The organism is Mesorhizobium sp. M0563 (assembly GCF_040321065.1).
Taxonomy (GTDB): Bacteria; Pseudomonadota; Alphaproteobacteria; order Rhizobiales; family Rhizobiaceae; genus Mesorhizobium.
On sequence record NZ_JAMYQV010000016.1, the window covers coordinates 134263 to 150751 of the forward strand.

The window sequence follows — 16489 nt, forward strand, 5'->3', positions numbered from 1 at the left end:
TTCCATGCTAGAAACACCATTATGCTTGACCGTTCGTCCAAAATCCCTGTCACCGGTGATCCGCTGACAGACATATTGCGCGGATTGCGCCTCGAAGGCGTCGATTACGGCCGTTGCGAGATGAAGGAACCCTGGGGCATCCATTTTCCGGCTCAGGCGGCGGCACGGTTTCATTTCATCGGTCGCAAAGGCTGCTGGTTGCTGCAGCCGTCCGGCGAATGGGTCGAGCTCAAGGCGGGCGACGCGGTGTTGTTGCCGCGCGGTTCAGCCCACACGCTGGCGAGCGAGCCGGGTATCGAGGCGGCGCCGATCCACGGCTATGAGGTCGAGGAGATCTGCAAGGGTGTCTATTGCATGTCGAACGACGGCGTGCCCGGCTGCCGTCCGGGCACCTTGCTGTTTTTCGGCAGCATGTATTTCAATCTCGATGGCTTGCACCCCTTGCTCGGCATGATGCCGGACGTGATGCGCGCGCATGAGTTGGAAGCCTATGAGCCAGGTATCCCGCATTTGCTGGAGGCGATGGCCCGCGAGGTGACGATGGAGCGCGTCGGCTCCGGCGGCATCCTGGCGCGGCTGGCCGATGTGCTCGCCGCGACCGTCATCCGCTCATGGGTCGAGCGCGGCTGCGGCGACTCTTCCGGATGGATCGCGGCGGTGAGGGACCGCGAGATCGGCCGGGTGCTGGCCGCGATCCATCTGGAACCGAGCCGCGACTGGACGGTGGACGCTCTGGCGAAGATGATGGGCGCCTCGCGATCAGGTTTCGCCGAGCGCTTCGCAACTATTGTCGGCGAAACACCGGCAAAGTACGTCACGCAGGTACGGATGCACCAGGCGCGGCAATGGCTGGTCCGCGACCGGCTCAAGATTTCCGTCGTCGCGGCGCGCCTCGGCTACGAATCCGACGCCTCCTTCAGCCGCGCCTTCAAGCGGGTAATCGGATCGCCGCCCAGCCATTTCCGGGCCGAGGAACAGGCGGAGATCCGCCAGGCCGGCTAAACGTTGGCCGGGTTATTGCTCGGTGATGCAGGCCGAGCCGGCGCTGCTCTTGCAATATTTGCCGGAAGCCCCGCACCTGCCATCCGAGACTTCGACAACGGTGCCGCTCAACAACAGCTTGCAGTCACTGGTGGACAGATTGACCGTGCCGTTGAGATCCTTGATCTTCTTGGCGTCGACCTTCGCGCCGGCGACAACTTTCTTGGCTGCCTGCGCCTCGCCCAGATGTGCGGCCGACAATCCCATACCGGCGACAAGCAGGATCGCAGCAAAACTGCGGAACAGATTTCCCATAGCCAACCCTCCATTTTGGGTCTCCAAATTGGGCTCAAAGCCCGTTTGGGACCAAAGGATCAGCCTATTCGACAAATCGGAGCATCCGCATCCCCCGTACGGGGGATGACGGGAAGACTCGAGCATTTCGCAGCCAAGTGGAATCACACGGCGTCGCACAAATGCGACTAAAACAGAGATAGAGCGGGATGCACGGTCAATTTGAACGCATCCCGCTCTAGCTGCAGTAAAGAGGCTTGTACTTAGCCGGCGTGACGCAGGCTTATTCCGCTGCCCTTATCGAACAGCACCACCTTGTCCGGGTTCCAGGCAAAGCGCACCGGCTGCTCTATCTGCACGTCGGTCCTGGCCGGCACAGTGGCGCGCAGCATGGCGTCGCCGACCCGCAGCGTCAGGATCTTCTCGACGCCATGGTTCTCGACGTCATGGACCCGCGCCTCGACCGGCGCGCCGGTCTCGAGATAGACGTCCTCGGGACGAATACCGAAGACGAGCGGGCGACCGTCGGTCGCCGCGCCCGTCTTGGCACCCCCCGAAGTCTTGGCACCCCCCGCAAACGGCAATTCGAAATTCAGCGGTGCCATCACCGCACGCCCGTTAACAAGCTTGCCGTCGATGAGATTCATCGGCGGCGAGCCGACGAAGCTCGCCACGTAGGTGTCGCGCGGATTGTTGTAAATCTCGTACGGCGTGCCGGTCTGGACGATGCGGCCATGGTTGAGCACGCCGACCTTGTCACCCATCGACATCGCCTCGATCTGATCGTGCGTCACGAACAGGAAGGTGGCGCCGAGCTGCATCTGCAGGTTCTTCAATTCGGTGCGCAGCGCCTCGCGCAATTTGGCGTCGAGCGCTGACAACGGCTCGTCCATCAGGAATACCCGCGGCTTGCGCACGATGGCGCGGCCGATCGAGACGCGCTGCATCTCGCCGCCTGAAAGCCGGTCGGTCTTGCGGTCGAGCAGATGCTCGATCCGCAGTGTCCTGGCAGCGCGGTCGACACGATCCTTGATCTCGGCATCGGGCAACCGGCGGATCTTCGGCTTCAGCGGAAATTCGAGGTTTTCGCGCACCGTATAACGCGGATAGAGCGAATATTGCTGCAGCACCAGCGCCACGTCGCGCTCGGCCGCGCCCCAATCGGCGACATCGACGCCGTCGATAAAGACCTGGCCTTCGCTCGGTTTTTCCAGGCCGGCAATCATGCGCAGCGTCGTCGTCTTGCCGGCGCCGGTCTCGCCGAGCAGGACGAAGAACTCGCCGTCGGCGATGTCGAGGTCGAGCCCGGTCAAAGCGGTGTGGTTGCCGAATTTCTTCGAAATGTTCTTGAGCTGGATGTGGGCCATCAGAGTCTCACTCCCAGCGATTTGCCGCTCGCCGTGTCGAAGAAATGCGCCTGGCTGGGATCGATTCTGACGAAGACCCTTTCGCCGGGGCCGCCGATGAAGCCGCTCTTGGTGCGTGCACGCAGCATCTTGGAGCCGACCTTGAGGTCGACGATATCGAAGGAGCCGAGCGGCTCAACGATCTGCGTCTCCACCGGCAAGAACCCCTCGGCGGCTTCGCGGCGAACGAGAACGCCTTCCGGCCGGATGCCGAGCGCGAGCTGGCCGCCGGCATGGCCGTTGAGCTTCGACAGCAAGGTGCGCGGGAATTCGAAGCCGGCGGCCGCATCGCCGACCGTGACCGAGGCCGACGAGGCTTTCTCGGTCACCGAAGCGTCGGCGACGTTCATCACCGGGCTGCCGACAAACTGCGCGACGAAAAGATTCGCCGGGTGCGAATAGACCTCGTCCGGCGAGCCGACCTGCTGCAGTACGCCCTCATGCATGATGACGATGCGGTCGGCGAGGCTCATCGCCTCGATCTGGTCGTGAGTGACGTAGATGCTGGTCGAGCCCTGCTTGATGTGCAGCCGCTTGATCTCGGCCCTCATCTCCTCGCGCAGCTTGGCATCGAGCGCGCCGATCGGCTCGTCCATCAGCATCGCCTTCGGCCGCCGCACCAAGGCTCGGCCGATCGCGACGCGCTGCATGTCGCCGCCCGACAGGGCGGATGGTTTCTTGGCGAGGAGATCGCTGATCTGCAGCGTCTTGGCGACCGAGCGCACCTCGCTGTCGATCTCGGCCTTGCTCTTGCGCGTCGCCCTCAGTGGAAAGGCGATGTTCTCGTAGACGCTCATATGCGGATAGAGCGAGAACGATTGGAAGACCATGGCGATGTCGCGGTCGGCGGCCTTGAGGTGCTGGACCGGCTTGCCGTCGATGAGGATGTCGCCGCCGTCGATCGTCTCCAGTCCGGCAACGGCCCTGAGCGTCGTCGTCTTGCCGCAGCCCGACTGGCCGAGCAGCACGATGAACTCGTTATCGTCGATCTTCAGGTTGAGGTCCTTGATGACCTGGACGGCGCCGAAATATTTCTGGACGCCGCGAAGCTCGATCTGGGTCAATGCTGTGCCCCCGGGTTTGCCCCTTGCCCGGTGCCGGCCTTCTCCTCCGGCGCGATCTTGGAGGTGATGTTGAAGCCGATCAGGCCGATCAGGATGATGGTCACGCCGTAGCTGTGCAGCAGCATGTGCCATGGCTGGCAGAGCGCGATGATGCCGAGCACCATCAGCACCTGGCTGCCCGGTTCGAGATATTTCTGATTGATGTCGCGAAAACTCATTTGCGGATCGCTCCGAAGGACATGCCGCGCAGCAGATGGTTGCGGAGCAGGAAGGTGAAGATCGCAACCGGCAGCAGGAACAGGAAGGTTCCGGCGGCAATCACCGTCCAGTCCGGCAGGCCGGCGCCGACCTGGCTGGGAATGAAAGGCGGCGCCGTCTGGGCACGGCGGCTGGTCATGATCAGTGCGAAGGCATATTCGTTCCACGCCGTGATAAAGCAGAACACGGCGGTGGCGGCGATGCCGGTGGCGGCCTCGGGCAGCACGATCTTGAAGAAGGCCTCCATGCGCGTATAGCCGTCGACGAGGGCCGCCTCCTCATACTCCTTGGGGATCTCGTCCATGAAGCCTTTCATCAGCCACACCGAGAAGGACAGGTTGAAGGCGGTGTAAAGGATGATCAGGCCGACATGGGAATCGTTGAGGCCGACCGCCCGGTACATCAGGAACATCGGAATGGCGACAACCACCGGCGGCAGCATGCGCGTCGACAGGATGAAGAACAGCAGGTCCGCCTCGCCTTTCACCTTGAAGCGCGAGAACCCATAGGCGGTGAAGGTGCCCATGCCGACGGCCAGGACGGTCGAGGTTATGGCAACGATCAGCGAGTTCATGAAACGGCTCGGATAGCCCGACCACTGCACCTGGCCCTTGCCGTCGCGCACGATCTTTTCGCCGCCATTGAAGACGACGCGCTCCCACCACGGCGCAGCCGCGTACTCCTCCGGTGATGGCGGGCTGCGCAGCTGCGAACGCTTGGTGAACAACTTGACGAAGGGCGATATCTCCGGCTGGAAAACCACCGTCGGCGGAATGGTGGTGGCGAGGTTGCGCGGCTTGAACGCCGTCGAGGCTATCCAGTAGATCGGCGCCAGGAAGATGATCGTCACCAGCAGGACGGCGACGATGGCGACCCGGTTGAAGGTGATTTCGGAAGAAGTGCGGACTGCGGCCATCTCAGCGCTCCTTCACCTTGTTGAGGTATTTGACATAGATGTTGGTGATCGCCAGCACCATGATCAGCACGATGTAGGCGAGCGCGCAGGAGCGCCCGGTCTGCCATTCCTGGAACGCCATCTTGTAGAGCCGGATCGAGATCAGCTCGGCCGTCGGCTGGCTGGTCAGGATATAGGCGAGGTCGAAGGTCTTGAACGCTTCCATGGTGCGGAAGATGACCGCGATCATCAGGATCGGCGCGACCAGCGGCAGCGTGATGCGGAAGAAGGTGTAGAACGGCCCGGCCCTGTCGATCGCGGCGGCCTCGTAGAGATGCTTGGGCACGGCCGACAGGCCGGCCAGCGACAACAGCATGACGAAGGGCGACCACATCCAGATATCGGTCAGCGCGACCGCATAGAGCGCCATTTTCGGATCCGACAGCCATTCGAAGGTGCCGAGGCCCAGCGCATAATTGATGATGCCGAAGGACGGATCGTAGAGCAGTTTCCAGAACAGGCCGACGACGGCCATAGACAGCATCATCGGCAACAACAGGAGCGTCGTCAGCAGGCCCTTGAGCGGAATGTCGCGGTTGAGCAGCATGGCCACGCCGAAGCCGACGAGCAGCTGGCCGGCGACCGAGATGATGACGTATTTTGCGGTGATGGCGAAGTTGGACCAGACATAGGGATCGCTGAGCAGGTCGCGATAGTTTTGCAGCCCGACGAAATTCGCCGCCGCGCTGGTCGAGGCGCGGAAATCGGTGAACGAATAGCCCAGCGAATAGATCAGCGGGAAGATGTTGAAGACGATCAGAAACAGGATCGTCGGGATGATGAAGAGATTGCGGATCGAAATGTCGCTTAGACCGCGAGCAGCGGCCCGCGAGGACCTGTCCAGCGTGGTGATCATCGTGGTCGCCAAGACCCTGCTCCCGGTTCAAGAATCAGAAAAAGAAACGGAGGAGGCACGAACGCCCCCTCCGTGAAGCTTCATACTTATTGGCCGCGGCCGTATTTCTTGAAGGTCGCGTTCCAGTCGGCTGCCAGTGCGTCCAGCGTTTCCTTGGCGGTGCCTTCGCCGCCGATCATGTAGGGATAGATGCGCTGGTTGAGCTGCTGCAGCAGTTCGGCATATTCCGGAACCGCCCAGAAGTCCTTGACCTTGAACATGGTCTCGTAGAACGCCTTGTTGTAGGGCGTGGCGTTCTGGAATTCGGGCGACTTGAGCACGGCGGCACTGCAGGTGTAGCCGCCGAGCGCTGCCCATTTCTTCTGGGTCTCGTCCTTGATGAACCATTCCAGGAACTTGGTCGCCTCTTCCTGCTTCTGCGAGTAGGAAACGATGGAGATGCCCTGACCGCCGAGTGCGGCGAACTGGTCCCCGTTCGGGCCGGGAGGATTGGCGAAGAAGCCGGTGTTCTTGGCGTTCGGGTTCGACGCCTCGTTGATCAACGAGGGGAAGAACGCGAAGTAGTTCATGCTCATCGCCGCCAGGTTTTCAGTGATCGCCTGGTTGTCCTCGACGAAGAACGACTTGGCCCAGCCCGGAGGCGTGAACTTGTAGAGTTCCTTGTAGGCGTCGAGCGCCGCGATCGCCTTGTCGGAGTTGATGAAGCCATCGACCTTGTAGGTCTTATAGTCACCCAGCTCGCCGCCAAAGGAGAACAGCGCGTTTTCGAACCCCATCGCCATCGCGTCATAGGAATTGTCGGTGTAGATGGCGATGCCGTATTTTTTCTGGTCCGGCCGATAGAAGAACTCGGCGATGTCGCGCAGCGCCTTGAAATCCTTCGGTACGTCGAGATCGTAGCCATACTTGGCCTTGAAGGCTTCCTTTTCCTTCGGATCCTCGAACCAGTCCTTGCGATAGGACCAGCCGACGGCGTCGCCTTCAAGCGGGATGGCCCAGTACTTGCTGCTGCCGCCCGGATATTCGGCGTAGTACTTCACCGTCGCCGGTGCCATCACATCGCCGACCTTGTGCTTGTTGAAGAAGTCGGTCAGGTCGACATAGTGGCCACCGGTCGAGCCGGCACCGAGCCATTGCGAGTCGCCGACGACCATATCATAGGCGTCGCCATGGGCGTTGAACTCGGTGAAGGCCTTGGTCTGGAAGTCGGGCCACGGTGTGGTTTCCACCGTGATCTTGACGCCGGTTTCCTTCTCGTACTCGTTGCCGAGTTCCTGCAGGTAATTGGCCGGATCCCATTCCGCCCAGAAGATTGTAAGTTCCTTTTCCTGCGCGTAGACGGACGTTCCGCAGGCTAGCACTAAGCCGATACCAGCAAGCAAGCTGGTCATTGTCTTGCGCATAATGATTTCCTCCCTTGTGCGCATTCTACCGCGTCATGCGAGCCGGCGGCGAGGCCGGCCCTGGTAGTCCTCCCGTGACGGCACCGTTCCGGTTTTTGAGCCTCCTCGTTCGACCGAAACGGATATTAGCCTTCACCCTTTGATCCGCTTTATTTGTCCTGATCTGGTATTACCAATTTCAGACGAACGTCAAGCCCTTTCTTGGACGGTGGCGGACACGCAGACAAGTTGGTTTCTGCGATATCTGCCTGTTTTCCCTGAATTTTCCTACTCCTTGATACATAGGGGCCTTGCCTCGGCCGCTGCATCGCCAATAGTATGAGTAGGCAGGGCGCAAATCTGGTCGAACCAGATTGGCGTCATCTAGCGGCTGTCATCGGTGCGATCCCATCTCCTTCAATCATCGATTCCGTCACAGCTGCGCGTACCAGCGCGCTGGCGGCCCATTGCGCGACCGACATCATACTGCGGCTGTCCAATCCCCATATATCCTTCAGTACGATCAGCATCTCAACACCGAAGATCAATGACAGCGCCTGCGCGAGCCGCTTGAATTCGCGCGGCGGCAACCGGCCTTTGAGTGGCGCAATCGCATCTTTCAAAAGATCGACGCGATGGCCGCGCGTGAACGCCGGTTCGCCGTCAAACGTGCCTGCCTGTCGCTGCGCCCACTGGTCGAGCGACAGTTTCAGCGCCGCCTTGAACGTCGCTTCGAAGGCCTCGATGCGCGGCATGGCGGTCTCGAACAGCTCGGCCACCCGGCGCTCGGGATCGGCAGAGCTCGATTTCCAGGTAAGGATCGGTCCGAGCCCCTCATCGACCACCGCCTGCACCAGCGCCGCCTGGCTCGGAAAATACCGATAGGCGGTGGCGCGTGAGACTTCCGCCGCCTCCGCCACCTCGCTGACCGACGGCGTGGCGCCCGCCTGCATCAGCTTTGTCGCCGTCTCCAGCATCAGCCGCCTGGTGCGCGCGCGGGCCCCGCGCTCTACCCGCGGGTTCGGCCCCTGGCCGGCATCGTCGTCCGTTGCCGCTTGTTGACGTGAGACATTCATGTCAATACGATACGCGCGTCTCAAAAAATTGCAATGGCCCTTCGCGCCGTCGAATGGCCGGGCAAAGGGACGGCAGCGTCGAACACGCCCAGGACCGGGGAAACGCGATGAAGCGCATCTATGTGGTGGGCACCGCCGACACCAAGGGCGAGGAACTCGCTTTTCTGGCCGATGCGGTCGCCGCAACCGGCGCTTCGATTGCCCGTGTCGACATCGGAACACGCGGCGCGACCGTGCCGGTCGATGTTTCGGCAGACGAGGTCGCCAGCCACCATTCAGAGGGTCGCAATGCCGTGCTCGGCGTCGACGACCACGGCACCGCAGTGGCGGCGATGGCTGCCGCCTTTGCCCGATTTGTTCAATCGCGTAGCGATATTGCCGGGATTATCGGCATCGGCGGTGGCGGCGGCACCTCGATCATCACCACAGGCATGCGCACGCTGCCGCTCGGCCTGCCCAAGATCATGGTTTCGACCTTGGCCTCCGGCGACACCGCGCCTTATGTCGACGTCTCCGACATCGTCATGATGCCGTCGGTGACCGACATGGCCGGCCTCAACCGGCTTTCCCGTGTCGTGCTCCACAATGCCGCCCAGGCGATATCAGGCATGGCGGCAAAGCCGGCGCCGCCGGCCGACGGCAGACCCTCGATAGGCCTCACCATGTTCGGCGTCACCACGCCGTGCGTGACCGCCATCGCCGACGAACTTCGTTCGACTTATGACTGTATGGTATTTCATGCCACTGGAACCGGCGGCCGCACCATGGAAAAATTGGCCGACAGCGGCTTGTTGTCCGGCGTCATCGACATCACCACGACCGAAGTCTGCGACTTGCTGTTTGGCGGCGTGCTGCCGGCGACGGACGATCGCTTTGGTGCCATCGCCCGCACCGGGCTGCCTTATGTCGGCTCGGTCGGCGCGCTCGACATGGTCAATTTCTGGGCGCCGTCGACGATTCCGGAACGCTATCGCGGGCGGCTGTTCTACGAGCACAATCCAAACGTCACACTGATGCGCACCGCTGCCGACGAAAGCAGAATGATCGGCGAATGGATCGGTACAAGGCTGAGCCTCTGCCAGGGTCCGGTTCGTTTCCTCATTCCGGAGAAAGGCGTGTCGGCGCTCGACATCGAAGGCGGCGCCTTCTTCGACCCTGAAGCCGATGCAGCTTTGTTCGAGGCGATCGAGCGCACCATCAAACCCGCCAAAACGCGGCGCGTTCTGCGCCTGCCGCTGCATATCAACGACCCCGAATTCGCCTGGGCCGCCACAACGGCCTTCCTCGACATCGCCAGACAGTGAGACACCAAGATATGGCCGCCATACCGCGCAAGAAAATCCTGGAGAAATTCGGCAAGATGATCGCGGACGGCGTTCCGATCGTCGGCGGCGGTGCCGGCACCGGCCTGTCGGCCAAGGCAGAGGAAGCTGGCGGCATCGACCTGATCATCATCTACAATTCCGGCCGCTACCGCATGGCCGGGCGCGGCTCGGCCGCCGGCCTGCTCGCCTATGGCAACGCCAACGAGATCGTCAAGGAGATGGCCTACGAAGTGCTGCCGGTAGTGAAGAAGACGCCGGTGCTGGCCGGCGTCAACGGCACCGATCCCTTCGTCATCATGCCGCTGCTTTTGGCCGAGTTGAAGACGATGGGCTTTTCCGGTGTGCAGAACTTTCCGACCATCGGCCTGTTCGACGGCCAGATGCGGCAGAGTTTTGAAGAAACCGGCATGGGCTTCGGGCTCGAGGTCGACATGATCGCCGAGGCTCACAAACTCGACCTGTTGACCACGCCCTACGTCTTCAATCCAGACGAGGCTCGCGCCATGACACATGCCGGCGCCGACATCGTCGTCGCCCATATGGGGGTGACCACCGGCGGTTCGATCGGTGCGACCTCGGCTAAATCGCTGGACGATTGTGTGAAGGAGATCGACGCCATTGCCGAAGCGGCACGCTCAGTGCGCGAGGATATCATCCTGCTTTGCCATGGCGGGCCGATCTCGATGCCGGACGACGCCAAATATATTCTCGAGCGCTGCAAGGGCCTGCACGGTTTCTACGGCGCGAGTTCGATGGAACGGCTGCCGGCGGAAGCTTCGATCGCCAGGCAAACGGCGGATTTCAAGGCCGTCACGTTCGGCGCTGCGTAGAAGAAGGGGTGAGACGATGACCGACAACAGCAAGGTGTTCGTATACCCAAAAGACGTCAGCGCCTTCGGCTTCGACTGGGGCAGGCTGTCGCTGACGGTCGCTCCCGAAGTGAACGGCGCGAAGCGCTTTTCCGGTGGTGTCGTCGACCTGCCGTCGGGCAAGGGCCATACGCGTCATAACCATCCGGGTGCCGAGGAGATCATTTTCGTCATCTCAGGCAATGGCGAGCAGATGGTCGAAGACGAGAAGGGCAATCCGGTCGTCGAGAAGGTCGGCCCCGGTTGCACCATCTATGTGCCGGAAAGCCGCTTCCATTCGACGCTCAATACCGGCGACGCGCCGATGCAGCTTTTCGTCGTCTATTCGCCGGCCGGGCCGGAATTGGCACTGCGCGACCTGCCGGATTTCAGGCTGCTGCCGTCAGGTGGGAATTGAGATAGACGGCGCCTAAGCCCCGCCCCTGTTCCAGCCCCTACCCCGATCGCCGAACATAATGTAACCGGCGCCGGTCACCGCCACCGTGTCCTCCAGCTTGATGAAGCCGCGCGTCGGGTGGAGCATGGTCGTCTCGACCGAAAGCACCATGTTCTTCTCCAGCGGCTTTGCGGCATAGGTGCCTTCATAGGTCACCGGATGGTTGGTCATCAGGAACGGCGCTTCGTGCGTGATCAGCCCCATGCCATGCGCGAAGAAATCGGTATAGGCCGCAACCTTGGATTTCTTCAGCACGCCTTCGGCATGAGAAATCATGTCACCGCCCAGCGTGCCCGCCTTTACCTTGGAGAAGGCCGCCTGCTGCACCGTCTCGATCTCGGCCAGCAGATCCTCGAGTTCGGCGTCAGGCTCACCCAGCACGCCCATGCGGCAAAGGTCGCCGATATAGCCGTGGTAGTTGCCGCCGGAATCGATCGACATCACCTCGCCCTTCTTCCACGTTTGCGGCGAGGCCGCGCGGTTGTGACTGGAGCCTAGCGTCAACAGGCAATATTCGAAATGCGCGCCGCGATTGGTCTCCTCGCGCCTGAGCTGTTCGATGATCTCGCTCTTGGTTGTGCCTTCGCGTGCCCAGCCGATGGTCGCCAGCATGGAATCGGTGATCAGCTCCGAAGCAATGCGCAGCTTCTCCAGCTCGGCTTCGGTTTTGATTGCTCGCATGCGCTCCAGCATGTGCGTGGCGTCGATCAGCTTGGCGTCCGGCAGCGCGTTGCGGATCAGCATATAGGCGTCGGACGGCAGGAAGGCGGGCTCGATGCCAATGCGGGCATTGCCCTTGCCGATCTTCCGCAAATGCTCGACCGCCAGGTTGGCGGCATCGAGCGTGCCCCAGCAGGCGGCATGCAGTGTCGGCGTCCAGAACGGATGGTTCTGGTGCTCGCCGCCCTCCATGCGGTTGCCGATATAGGCGGCATGCTCCGGCCCGCCTTTCTCGTAGACGACGACAGGCAGATAGCGGCTATGGCCGATCGCATCCATGGCGGCGAAGAAGATGAACTTGTAGCCGCCAAGCAGATATTGCGTGTTGTGCTTGGAGGTGGCGAGCAGCACGTCGATGCCGGCTTCCTCCATCAGCCCGTCCACCCTGGCCTGGTCGAACGGCACGCTGCCGACGACATTCTTGCCCGGAGCAACGTTCATTGTCTCTCTCCCTGAAGTGCCATGACCGACCGCACGTGGCGCCGGCCTTTCTGGTTTTAGAGCCTTGGCTCCCCTCAAATCTGCATCATTTTGCCCGGTCTGGTCCAGCCAGAATGGGTCGAGCGGGCGCCAAAAGCTCATTCCGCTACCGGCATGGTCTAATCTGGTCCGGCCAGATCAGCGCATTGGACCGCTTCCCTGTAACTGGTCCAGCGGACGGAAATTTCAAAGCCACGTGAGGATGCGCCAATTCCGTCTCTGGCGAAACCCCGGACAAGGGCCATAATCAGCTTTGCAGGATGCTCACGAGCGTCCGAGGGGTACGGCGCACCCGGCCGGGTCGCGGAGAGGACGGAGTTCGATCATGCCAGAGTTCACCATTTCCAGGCGTACGATGCTTGCGGGTTCGGCATTGCTGCTGGCCTCCACCGCCATGCCGACGATCGGCTGGGCGCAGACGCCGAAAAAGGGCGGACGACTGGTTGTCGCCGCTGATTCCGAGCCGCGCAATCTCAATCCGGCGATTGTCGCCTCGAACGGCGTCTTCTTCATCTCGAGCAAGATCGTGGAAACCTTGGCCGAGGCCTCCTTCGGCGGCAAGGACGGGCTCGAGCCACGGCTGGCGCTCAGTTGGGAAGGCGCCGCCGACGGCCTGTCGGTGACGTTCAAACTGCGCGAGGACGTCAAATGGCATGACGGGAAGCCCTTCACCTCCGCCGATGTCGCCTTCTCGGCGCTGCAGGTCTGGAAACCGCTGCAGAATCTCGGCCGCACCGTGTTCAAGGATCTGGAGGCGGTCGACACGCCGGACGAGGCGACCGCCGTGTTCAAATTCGCCAAGCCGACCCCGTTCCAGCTGATCCGCAACGCCTTGCCGGCGCTGAGCAGCGTGGTGCCCAAGCACATCTACGAGACCGGAAAGATCGAGGACAACCCGGCCAACAACGCCCCGGTCGGCACCGGACCGTTCAAATTTGCCGAATACAAGCCCGGCGAATATTACCGGCTGGAGAAGAACACCGACTATTGGGGCAAGGACGAGCCCTATCTCGATGAGATCATCTATCAGGTGCTGCCGGACCGCACGTCGGCGGCCAGCGCGCTCGAGGCCGAAGAGATCCAGCTCGCCGCCTTCTCCGCCGTGCCCCTGGCCGATCTCGACCGCATCTCCAAAGTGCCCGGCCTCAAGGTGATCACCAAAGGATACGAAGGGCTGACTTACCAACTGGTCGTCGAGATCAACCATCGCCGCAAGGAGCTGGCCGACCTGAAAGTGCGCCAGGCGATCGCTCACGCTATCGACAAGGATTTCGTCGTCAAGACGGTGTTTCTCGGCTATGCCGCCACCGCCACTGGCCCGGTGCCGAAAAACGACCCGCAATTCTACACCGCCGACGTGCCGACCTATGCTTTCGACGTCGCCAAGGCCAACGCCTTGCTCGACGAGGCCGGCTACAGCCGAGGCGATGATGGCAAGCGCTTTTCGCTGAAACTGCTGCCGGCGCCCTATTTCAACGAGACCAAGCAGTTCGGCGACTATCTTCGTCAGGCGCTCGCCGCCATCGGCATCGACGCCCAGCTGATCAACAACGACTCTGCCGCGCATATCAAGGCGGTTTACACCGACCACGCCTTCGACCTTGCGGTCGGGCCGCCGGTGTTCCGCGGCGATCCGGCGATCTCGACCACCATCCTGGTGCAGAGCGGCATTCCCGACGGGGTGCCTTTCTCCAACCAGGGCGGCTACAAGAACGCCGATCTCGACGCTCTGATCGCCAAGGCATCGGAGACGCTTGACACCGCCGCCCGCACCGAACTCTACAAGGAGTTCCAGAGAAAAGTTGCCGCCGACCTGCCACTGATCAACGTCGCCGAATGGAGTTTCATCAGCGTCGCCCGCGATACGGTCAAGAACATCGCCAACACCCCGCGCTGGGCGGTGTCGAACTGGGCGGACACCTATTTAGAATCGTGACACATTCTGGCGGATGAAAATTCGCGCCGAAATCCGTGTGGAAACTTGGTCAAATACCGAGTTCCTTCACACCCCCCTCTGTCCTGCCGGACATCTCCCCCGCAAAGGGGGAGATTGGCTGGCCGCAACGTCGGCTTATTTGCCTGCTGCGTTGAAGATTGGCGAAATCGCTAATGACATCCGATCTCCCCCCTTGCGGGGGAGATGTCCGGCAGGACAGAGGGGGGTGGGAAGAAACACCGCATCTCCTAATTGCCACTGCGCCAAGCACCCGGCGCCGCCATGAGCCGCGCCCTCACCCTCCTTCGCCGTCGCCTCGTCGGCAGCATCTTCGTGTTGCTGATTGTCGTCATCGGCACCTTCCTGTTGCTCGAAGCCGCTCCCGGCGATGCGGTCGATGCCTACATCGTCTCGACCGGCGGCGACGCCGGCATGATCGAGCTGTTGCGTCACCGCTGGGGGCTCGACCAATCTGAGCTGACGCGGCTGGCCAATTACCTTTGGGCGCTGCTGCATCTCGACCTTGGCCAGTCCGTCACCTTTTCACGGCCGATCCGCGATGTCATCACCGAGCGCCTGCCCAACACGCTGCTGTTGATGGGCAGCGCCACCGCGCTCTCCTTCGGACTCGGCTCGGTGCTCGGCATCTATGCCGGCGCCAGACCCGGCAGCGTCCGTGATCGCTTCCTGTCTATCGGCTCGCTGGCGGTCTATGCCATACCGGGCTTCTGGCTCGGGCTGGTGCTGATCATCGTCTTTGCCGTCGACCTGCGCTGGTTTCCGATCGGCAGCATCGAGAGCATCGCCTCGGCCAGGACCGGCCTTGATCGCGCTGGCGACATCGCCCGCCATCTCGTCCTGCCGGTCTCCGCGCTCGGCTTCATTTATCTCGCGCTCTATCTGCGCATGATGCGCGCCGGCATGGCCGAGGTCTGGCGGCAGGATTTTGTCCTCGCCGCTCGCGCCAGGGGACTTTCCCGCCGTCGCGTCGTGCTCGCCCATGTCGCCCGCAACGCGCTGTTGCCGCTGGTCACCATGCTTGGCCTGCAGTCCGCGCAAATGCTGGGCGGCAGCGTCGTCATCGAAAGCGTCTTTTCGGTGCCAGGCCTTGGCCGATTGGCGCAGGAAGCGGTGGCGGCACGCGACACGCCGTTGCTGCTCGGCATCATTCTCGTCAGCGCCGTTCTGGTCGTCATCATCAACCTTCTCGTCGACATCGCCTACGCCGTCCTCGATCCGCGCGTCGGAGCCAATGAGGCCGGCGCGTGAACCCGCTTCGCCGTTTTCTCCGGACGCCGGAAGCGATCGCCGGCATTGTCATCCTGGCGGCGCTGTTTGCCGTGGCGCTTGCCGCACCTTTGTTCTTTCCCGGCGATCCGCAGGCCATTGCCGGGCCGGCATTGCTGCCACCGTTCCAGGACTGGTCGCTACCACTAGGCACCGACCGCCTCGGCCGTGACATGCTGGCCGAGCTTTTCCACGGCGCCCGCACCTCGCTGGCGGTCGGCCTGGCGGCCGCCGCCGCCGCCCTTGCCGTCGGCGCAGTGATCGGCACGCTGGCCGGCTTTGCCGGCGGCCTTATCGACGAAGTGCTGATGCGCATCACCGACGCTTTCCAGACCGTGCCAGCTTTTCTGCTGGCTTTGGCTTTCGTCAGCATCGTCGGGCCGTCGCTCGGCGTCGTCGTCGCGGCGATCGCACTGGGCGCCTGGACCGGACCGGCACGCGTGGCGCGAGCCGAAGTGCTGTCGATCCGCGAGCGCGATTTTGTAGCGGGCGCCCGCGTCATCGGCATGCATCCGCTGGAGATCGCCTTTCGCGAGGTGCTGCCCAACGCATTGCCGCCGGTACTGGCATTGTCGTCGGTGATCGTCGCCGCGGCGATTCTCACCGAAGCGGCATTGTCCTTTCTCGGCCTCGGCGACCCCAACCGCGTTACCTGGGGCGGCATGATCGCCGAAGGCCGTGCCGTGCTGCGCACCGCGCCGTTCCTGTCGATCGTTCCGGGAATAGCACTCGTGCTCACGGTGCTAGGTGTGTATCTCGCCGGCGAAGGCGTCGTCGAGACGACGGCGGTGAGGAGGGGCCTGTCGTGACGGCGCTGCTTTCGATCCGCAATCTGACGGTGACCTATCGCCGCGATGGCTCCGAGGTGACGGCACTAAAGAGTGTCAGCCTCGACATTCCCGCCGGCGAGCGCTTTGCCATCATCGGCGAGAGCGGTTCGGGCAAGAGCACGCTGGCGCTTGCCATTGCCGGGCTGCTGCCGGGTTCTGCCAGGATCGAAGGCCGCATCGATTGGCTCTTGCGCCCGCCGCCAATGTCTGGTGCCAAGACACCCCCCTCTTTGGCGGGGGGGCAAGAGGGGGCGGGGCAGGGGGGGGGGGGGGGGGCGGCGCGGGCGGCGTGGTGCGGCGCCCAGGTAAAAGGGGGGCCGGGGGGGAGGGGGGT

General features: G+C 62.5%; 17 protein-coding genes. 8 read left to right on the forward strand and 9 right to left on the reverse strand.

Annotation, left to right across the window (positions count from 1 at the left end):
* The first annotated feature begins 21 nt into the window (after positions 1–21).
* On the forward strand, positions 22–1002 hold the full coding sequence (locus NKI50_RS20630) for an AraC family transcriptional regulator (protein WP_023721991.1): 981 nt from the start codon (positions 22–24) through the stop codon (positions 1000–1002).
* A 12-nt stretch (positions 1003–1014) separates the two neighbouring features.
* Here the strand turns inward: NKI50_RS20630 and NKI50_RS20635 are convergent, their stop codons facing one another.
* The 8 genes from NKI50_RS20635 to NKI50_RS20670 form a co-directional block, all read right to left on the reverse strand.
* Positions 1015–1296, reverse strand: coding sequence for a hypothetical protein (locus NKI50_RS20635; protein WP_023721992.1), 282 nt, complete (start codon positions 1294–1296; stop codon positions 1015–1017).
* 242 nt (positions 1297–1538) lie between these two features.
* A complete protein-coding gene (locus NKI50_RS20640; RefSeq protein WP_023722319.1) occupies positions 1539–2642 on the reverse strand; it encodes an ABC transporter ATP-binding protein in 1104 nt (367 codons plus the stop codon).
* Positions 2642–3745, reverse strand: a complete 1104-nt coding sequence (locus NKI50_RS20645; RefSeq protein WP_352484972.1) for an ABC transporter ATP-binding protein — start codon at positions 3743–3745, stop codon at positions 2642–2644. Before NKI50_RS20645 ends, NKI50_RS20640 begins: the two co-directional genes overlap by 1 nt.
* Positions 3742–3963: a hypothetical protein gene (locus tag NKI50_RS20650; protein WP_023722317.1), complete on the reverse strand. Its 222-nt coding sequence runs from the start codon at positions 3961–3963 to the stop codon at positions 3742–3744. Before NKI50_RS20650 ends, NKI50_RS20645 begins: the two co-directional genes overlap by 4 nt.
* Positions 3960–4919, reverse strand: coding sequence for a carbohydrate ABC transporter permease (locus NKI50_RS20655; protein WP_023722316.1), 960 nt, complete (start codon positions 4917–4919; stop codon positions 3960–3962). The genes NKI50_RS20650 and NKI50_RS20655 overlap by 4 nt, the downstream gene beginning before the upstream one ends.
* A 1-nt stretch (position 4920) precedes the next feature.
* Complete coding sequence (locus NKI50_RS20660) at positions 4921–5826, reverse strand: carbohydrate ABC transporter permease (RefSeq protein WP_023722315.1); 906 nt, start codon at positions 5824–5826, stop codon at positions 4921–4923.
* A 74-nt stretch (positions 5827–5900) separates the two neighbouring features.
* Positions 5901–7217, reverse strand: a complete 1317-nt coding sequence (locus tag NKI50_RS20665) for an ABC transporter substrate-binding protein (RefSeq protein ID WP_023722314.1) — start codon at positions 7215–7217, stop codon at positions 5901–5903.
* A 359-nt stretch (positions 7218–7576) separates the two neighbouring features.
* Positions 7577–8272 carry a TetR/AcrR family transcriptional regulator gene (locus NKI50_RS20670; protein WP_023722313.1) on the reverse strand — a complete coding sequence of 232 codons (696 nt, stop codon included), beginning with the start codon at positions 8270–8272 and terminating at the stop codon, positions 7577–7579.
* A 107-nt stretch (positions 8273–8379) separates the two neighbouring features.
* On the opposite strand from NKI50_RS20670, the gene NKI50_RS20675 reads away from it, so the two are divergent.
* From NKI50_RS20675 to NKI50_RS20685, 3 genes are read left to right on the forward strand one after another with little or no spacing between them, the layout of a single operon-like run.
* A complete protein-coding gene (locus NKI50_RS20675) occupies positions 8380–9576 on the forward strand; it encodes a Tm-1-like ATP-binding domain-containing protein (RefSeq protein WP_352643878.1) in 1197 nt (398 codons plus the stop codon).
* An 11-nt stretch (positions 9577–9587) separates the two neighbouring features.
* The gene (locus NKI50_RS20680; RefSeq protein WP_352643877.1) at positions 9588–10427 is read left to right on the forward strand and encodes a phosphoenolpyruvate hydrolase family protein; all 840 of its coding nucleotides are present in this window, start codon (positions 9588–9590) and stop codon (positions 10425–10427) included.
* A 16-nt stretch (positions 10428–10443) separates the two neighbouring features.
* A complete protein-coding gene (locus tag NKI50_RS20685) occupies positions 10444–10863 on the forward strand; it encodes a cupin domain-containing protein (RefSeq protein WP_023722310.1) in 420 nt (139 codons plus the stop codon).
* A 12-nt stretch (positions 10864–10875) separates the two neighbouring features.
* On the opposite strand, the gene NKI50_RS20690 is transcribed toward NKI50_RS20685, so the two are convergent.
* Complete coding sequence (locus NKI50_RS20690) at positions 10876–12063, reverse strand: M24 family metallopeptidase (RefSeq protein ID WP_352484965.1); 1188 nt, start codon at positions 12061–12063, stop codon at positions 10876–10878.
* A gap of 364 nt (positions 12064–12427) precedes the next feature.
* Between NKI50_RS20690 and NKI50_RS20695 the strand changes: the two genes are divergently transcribed.
* The 4 genes from NKI50_RS20695 to NKI50_RS20710 all read left to right on the forward strand — a co-directional run.
* A complete protein-coding gene (locus NKI50_RS20695; RefSeq protein ID WP_352717442.1) occupies positions 12428–14038 on the forward strand; it encodes an ABC transporter substrate-binding protein in 1611 nt (536 codons plus the stop codon).
* Positions 14039–14320: 282 nt separating this feature from the next.
* Complete coding sequence (locus NKI50_RS20700; RefSeq protein WP_352644027.1) at positions 14321–15307, forward strand: ABC transporter permease; 987 nt, start codon at positions 14321–14323, stop codon at positions 15305–15307.
* The gene (locus NKI50_RS20705) at positions 15304–16134 is read left to right on the forward strand and encodes an ABC transporter permease (protein ID WP_023722306.1); all 831 of its coding nucleotides are present in this window, start codon (positions 15304–15306) and stop codon (positions 16132–16134) included. The genes NKI50_RS20700 and NKI50_RS20705 overlap by 4 nt, the downstream gene beginning before the upstream one ends.
* Positions 16131–16489, forward strand: a 359-nt coding sequence (locus NKI50_RS20710) for an ATP-binding cassette domain-containing protein (protein ID WP_352717444.1), incomplete at its 3' end; no start/stop codon positions are given. The genes NKI50_RS20705 and NKI50_RS20710, both read left to right, overlap by 4 nt.

What these genes read in the sequence shown, in the direction of transcription:
- NKI50_RS20630 (WP_023721991.1), top strand. Translation starts at nt 22, where the DNA reads ATGCTTGACCGTTCGTCCAAAATCCCTGTCACCGGTGATCCGCTGACA.
- NKI50_RS20635 (WP_023721992.1), bottom strand. Translation starts at nt 1,296, where the DNA reads ATGGGAAATCTGTTCCGCAGTTTTGCTGCGATCCTGCTTGTCGCCGGT.
- NKI50_RS20640 (WP_023722319.1), bottom strand. Translation starts at nt 2,642, where the DNA reads ATGGCCCACATCCAGCTCAAGAACATTTCGAAGAAATTCGGCAACCAC.
- NKI50_RS20650 (WP_023722317.1), bottom strand. Translation starts at nt 3,963, where the DNA reads ATGAGTTTTCGCGACATCAATCAGAAATATCTCGAACCGGGCAGCCAG.
- NKI50_RS20655 (WP_023722316.1), bottom strand. Translation starts at nt 4,919, where the DNA reads ATGGCCGCAGTCCGCACTTCTTCCGAAATCACCTTCAACCGGGTCGCC.
- NKI50_RS20665 (WP_023722314.1), bottom strand. Translation starts at nt 7,217, where the DNA reads ATGCGCAAGACAATGACCAGCTTGCTTGCTGGTATCGGCTTAGTGCTA.
- NKI50_RS20670 (WP_023722313.1), bottom strand. Translation starts at nt 8,272, where the DNA reads ATGAATGTCTCACGTCAACAAGCGGCAACGGACGACGATGCCGGCCAG.
- NKI50_RS20675 (WP_352643878.1), top strand. Translation starts at nt 8,380, where the DNA reads ATGAAGCGCATCTATGTGGTGGGCACCGCCGACACCAAGGGCGAGGAA.
- NKI50_RS20680 (WP_352643877.1), top strand. Translation starts at nt 9,588, where the DNA reads ATGGCCGCCATACCGCGCAAGAAAATCCTGGAGAAATTCGGCAAGATG.
- NKI50_RS20685 (WP_023722310.1), top strand. Translation starts at nt 10,444, where the DNA reads ATGACCGACAACAGCAAGGTGTTCGTATACCCAAAAGACGTCAGCGCC.
- NKI50_RS20690 (WP_352484965.1), bottom strand. Translation starts at nt 12,063, where the DNA reads ATGAACGTTGCTCCGGGCAAGAATGTCGTCGGCAGCGTGCCGTTCGAC.
- NKI50_RS20695 (WP_352717442.1), top strand. Translation starts at nt 12,428, where the DNA reads ATGCCAGAGTTCACCATTTCCAGGCGTACGATGCTTGCGGGTTCGGCA.
- NKI50_RS20700 (WP_352644027.1), top strand. Translation starts at nt 14,321, where the DNA reads ATGAGCCGCGCCCTCACCCTCCTTCGCCGTCGCCTCGTCGGCAGCATC.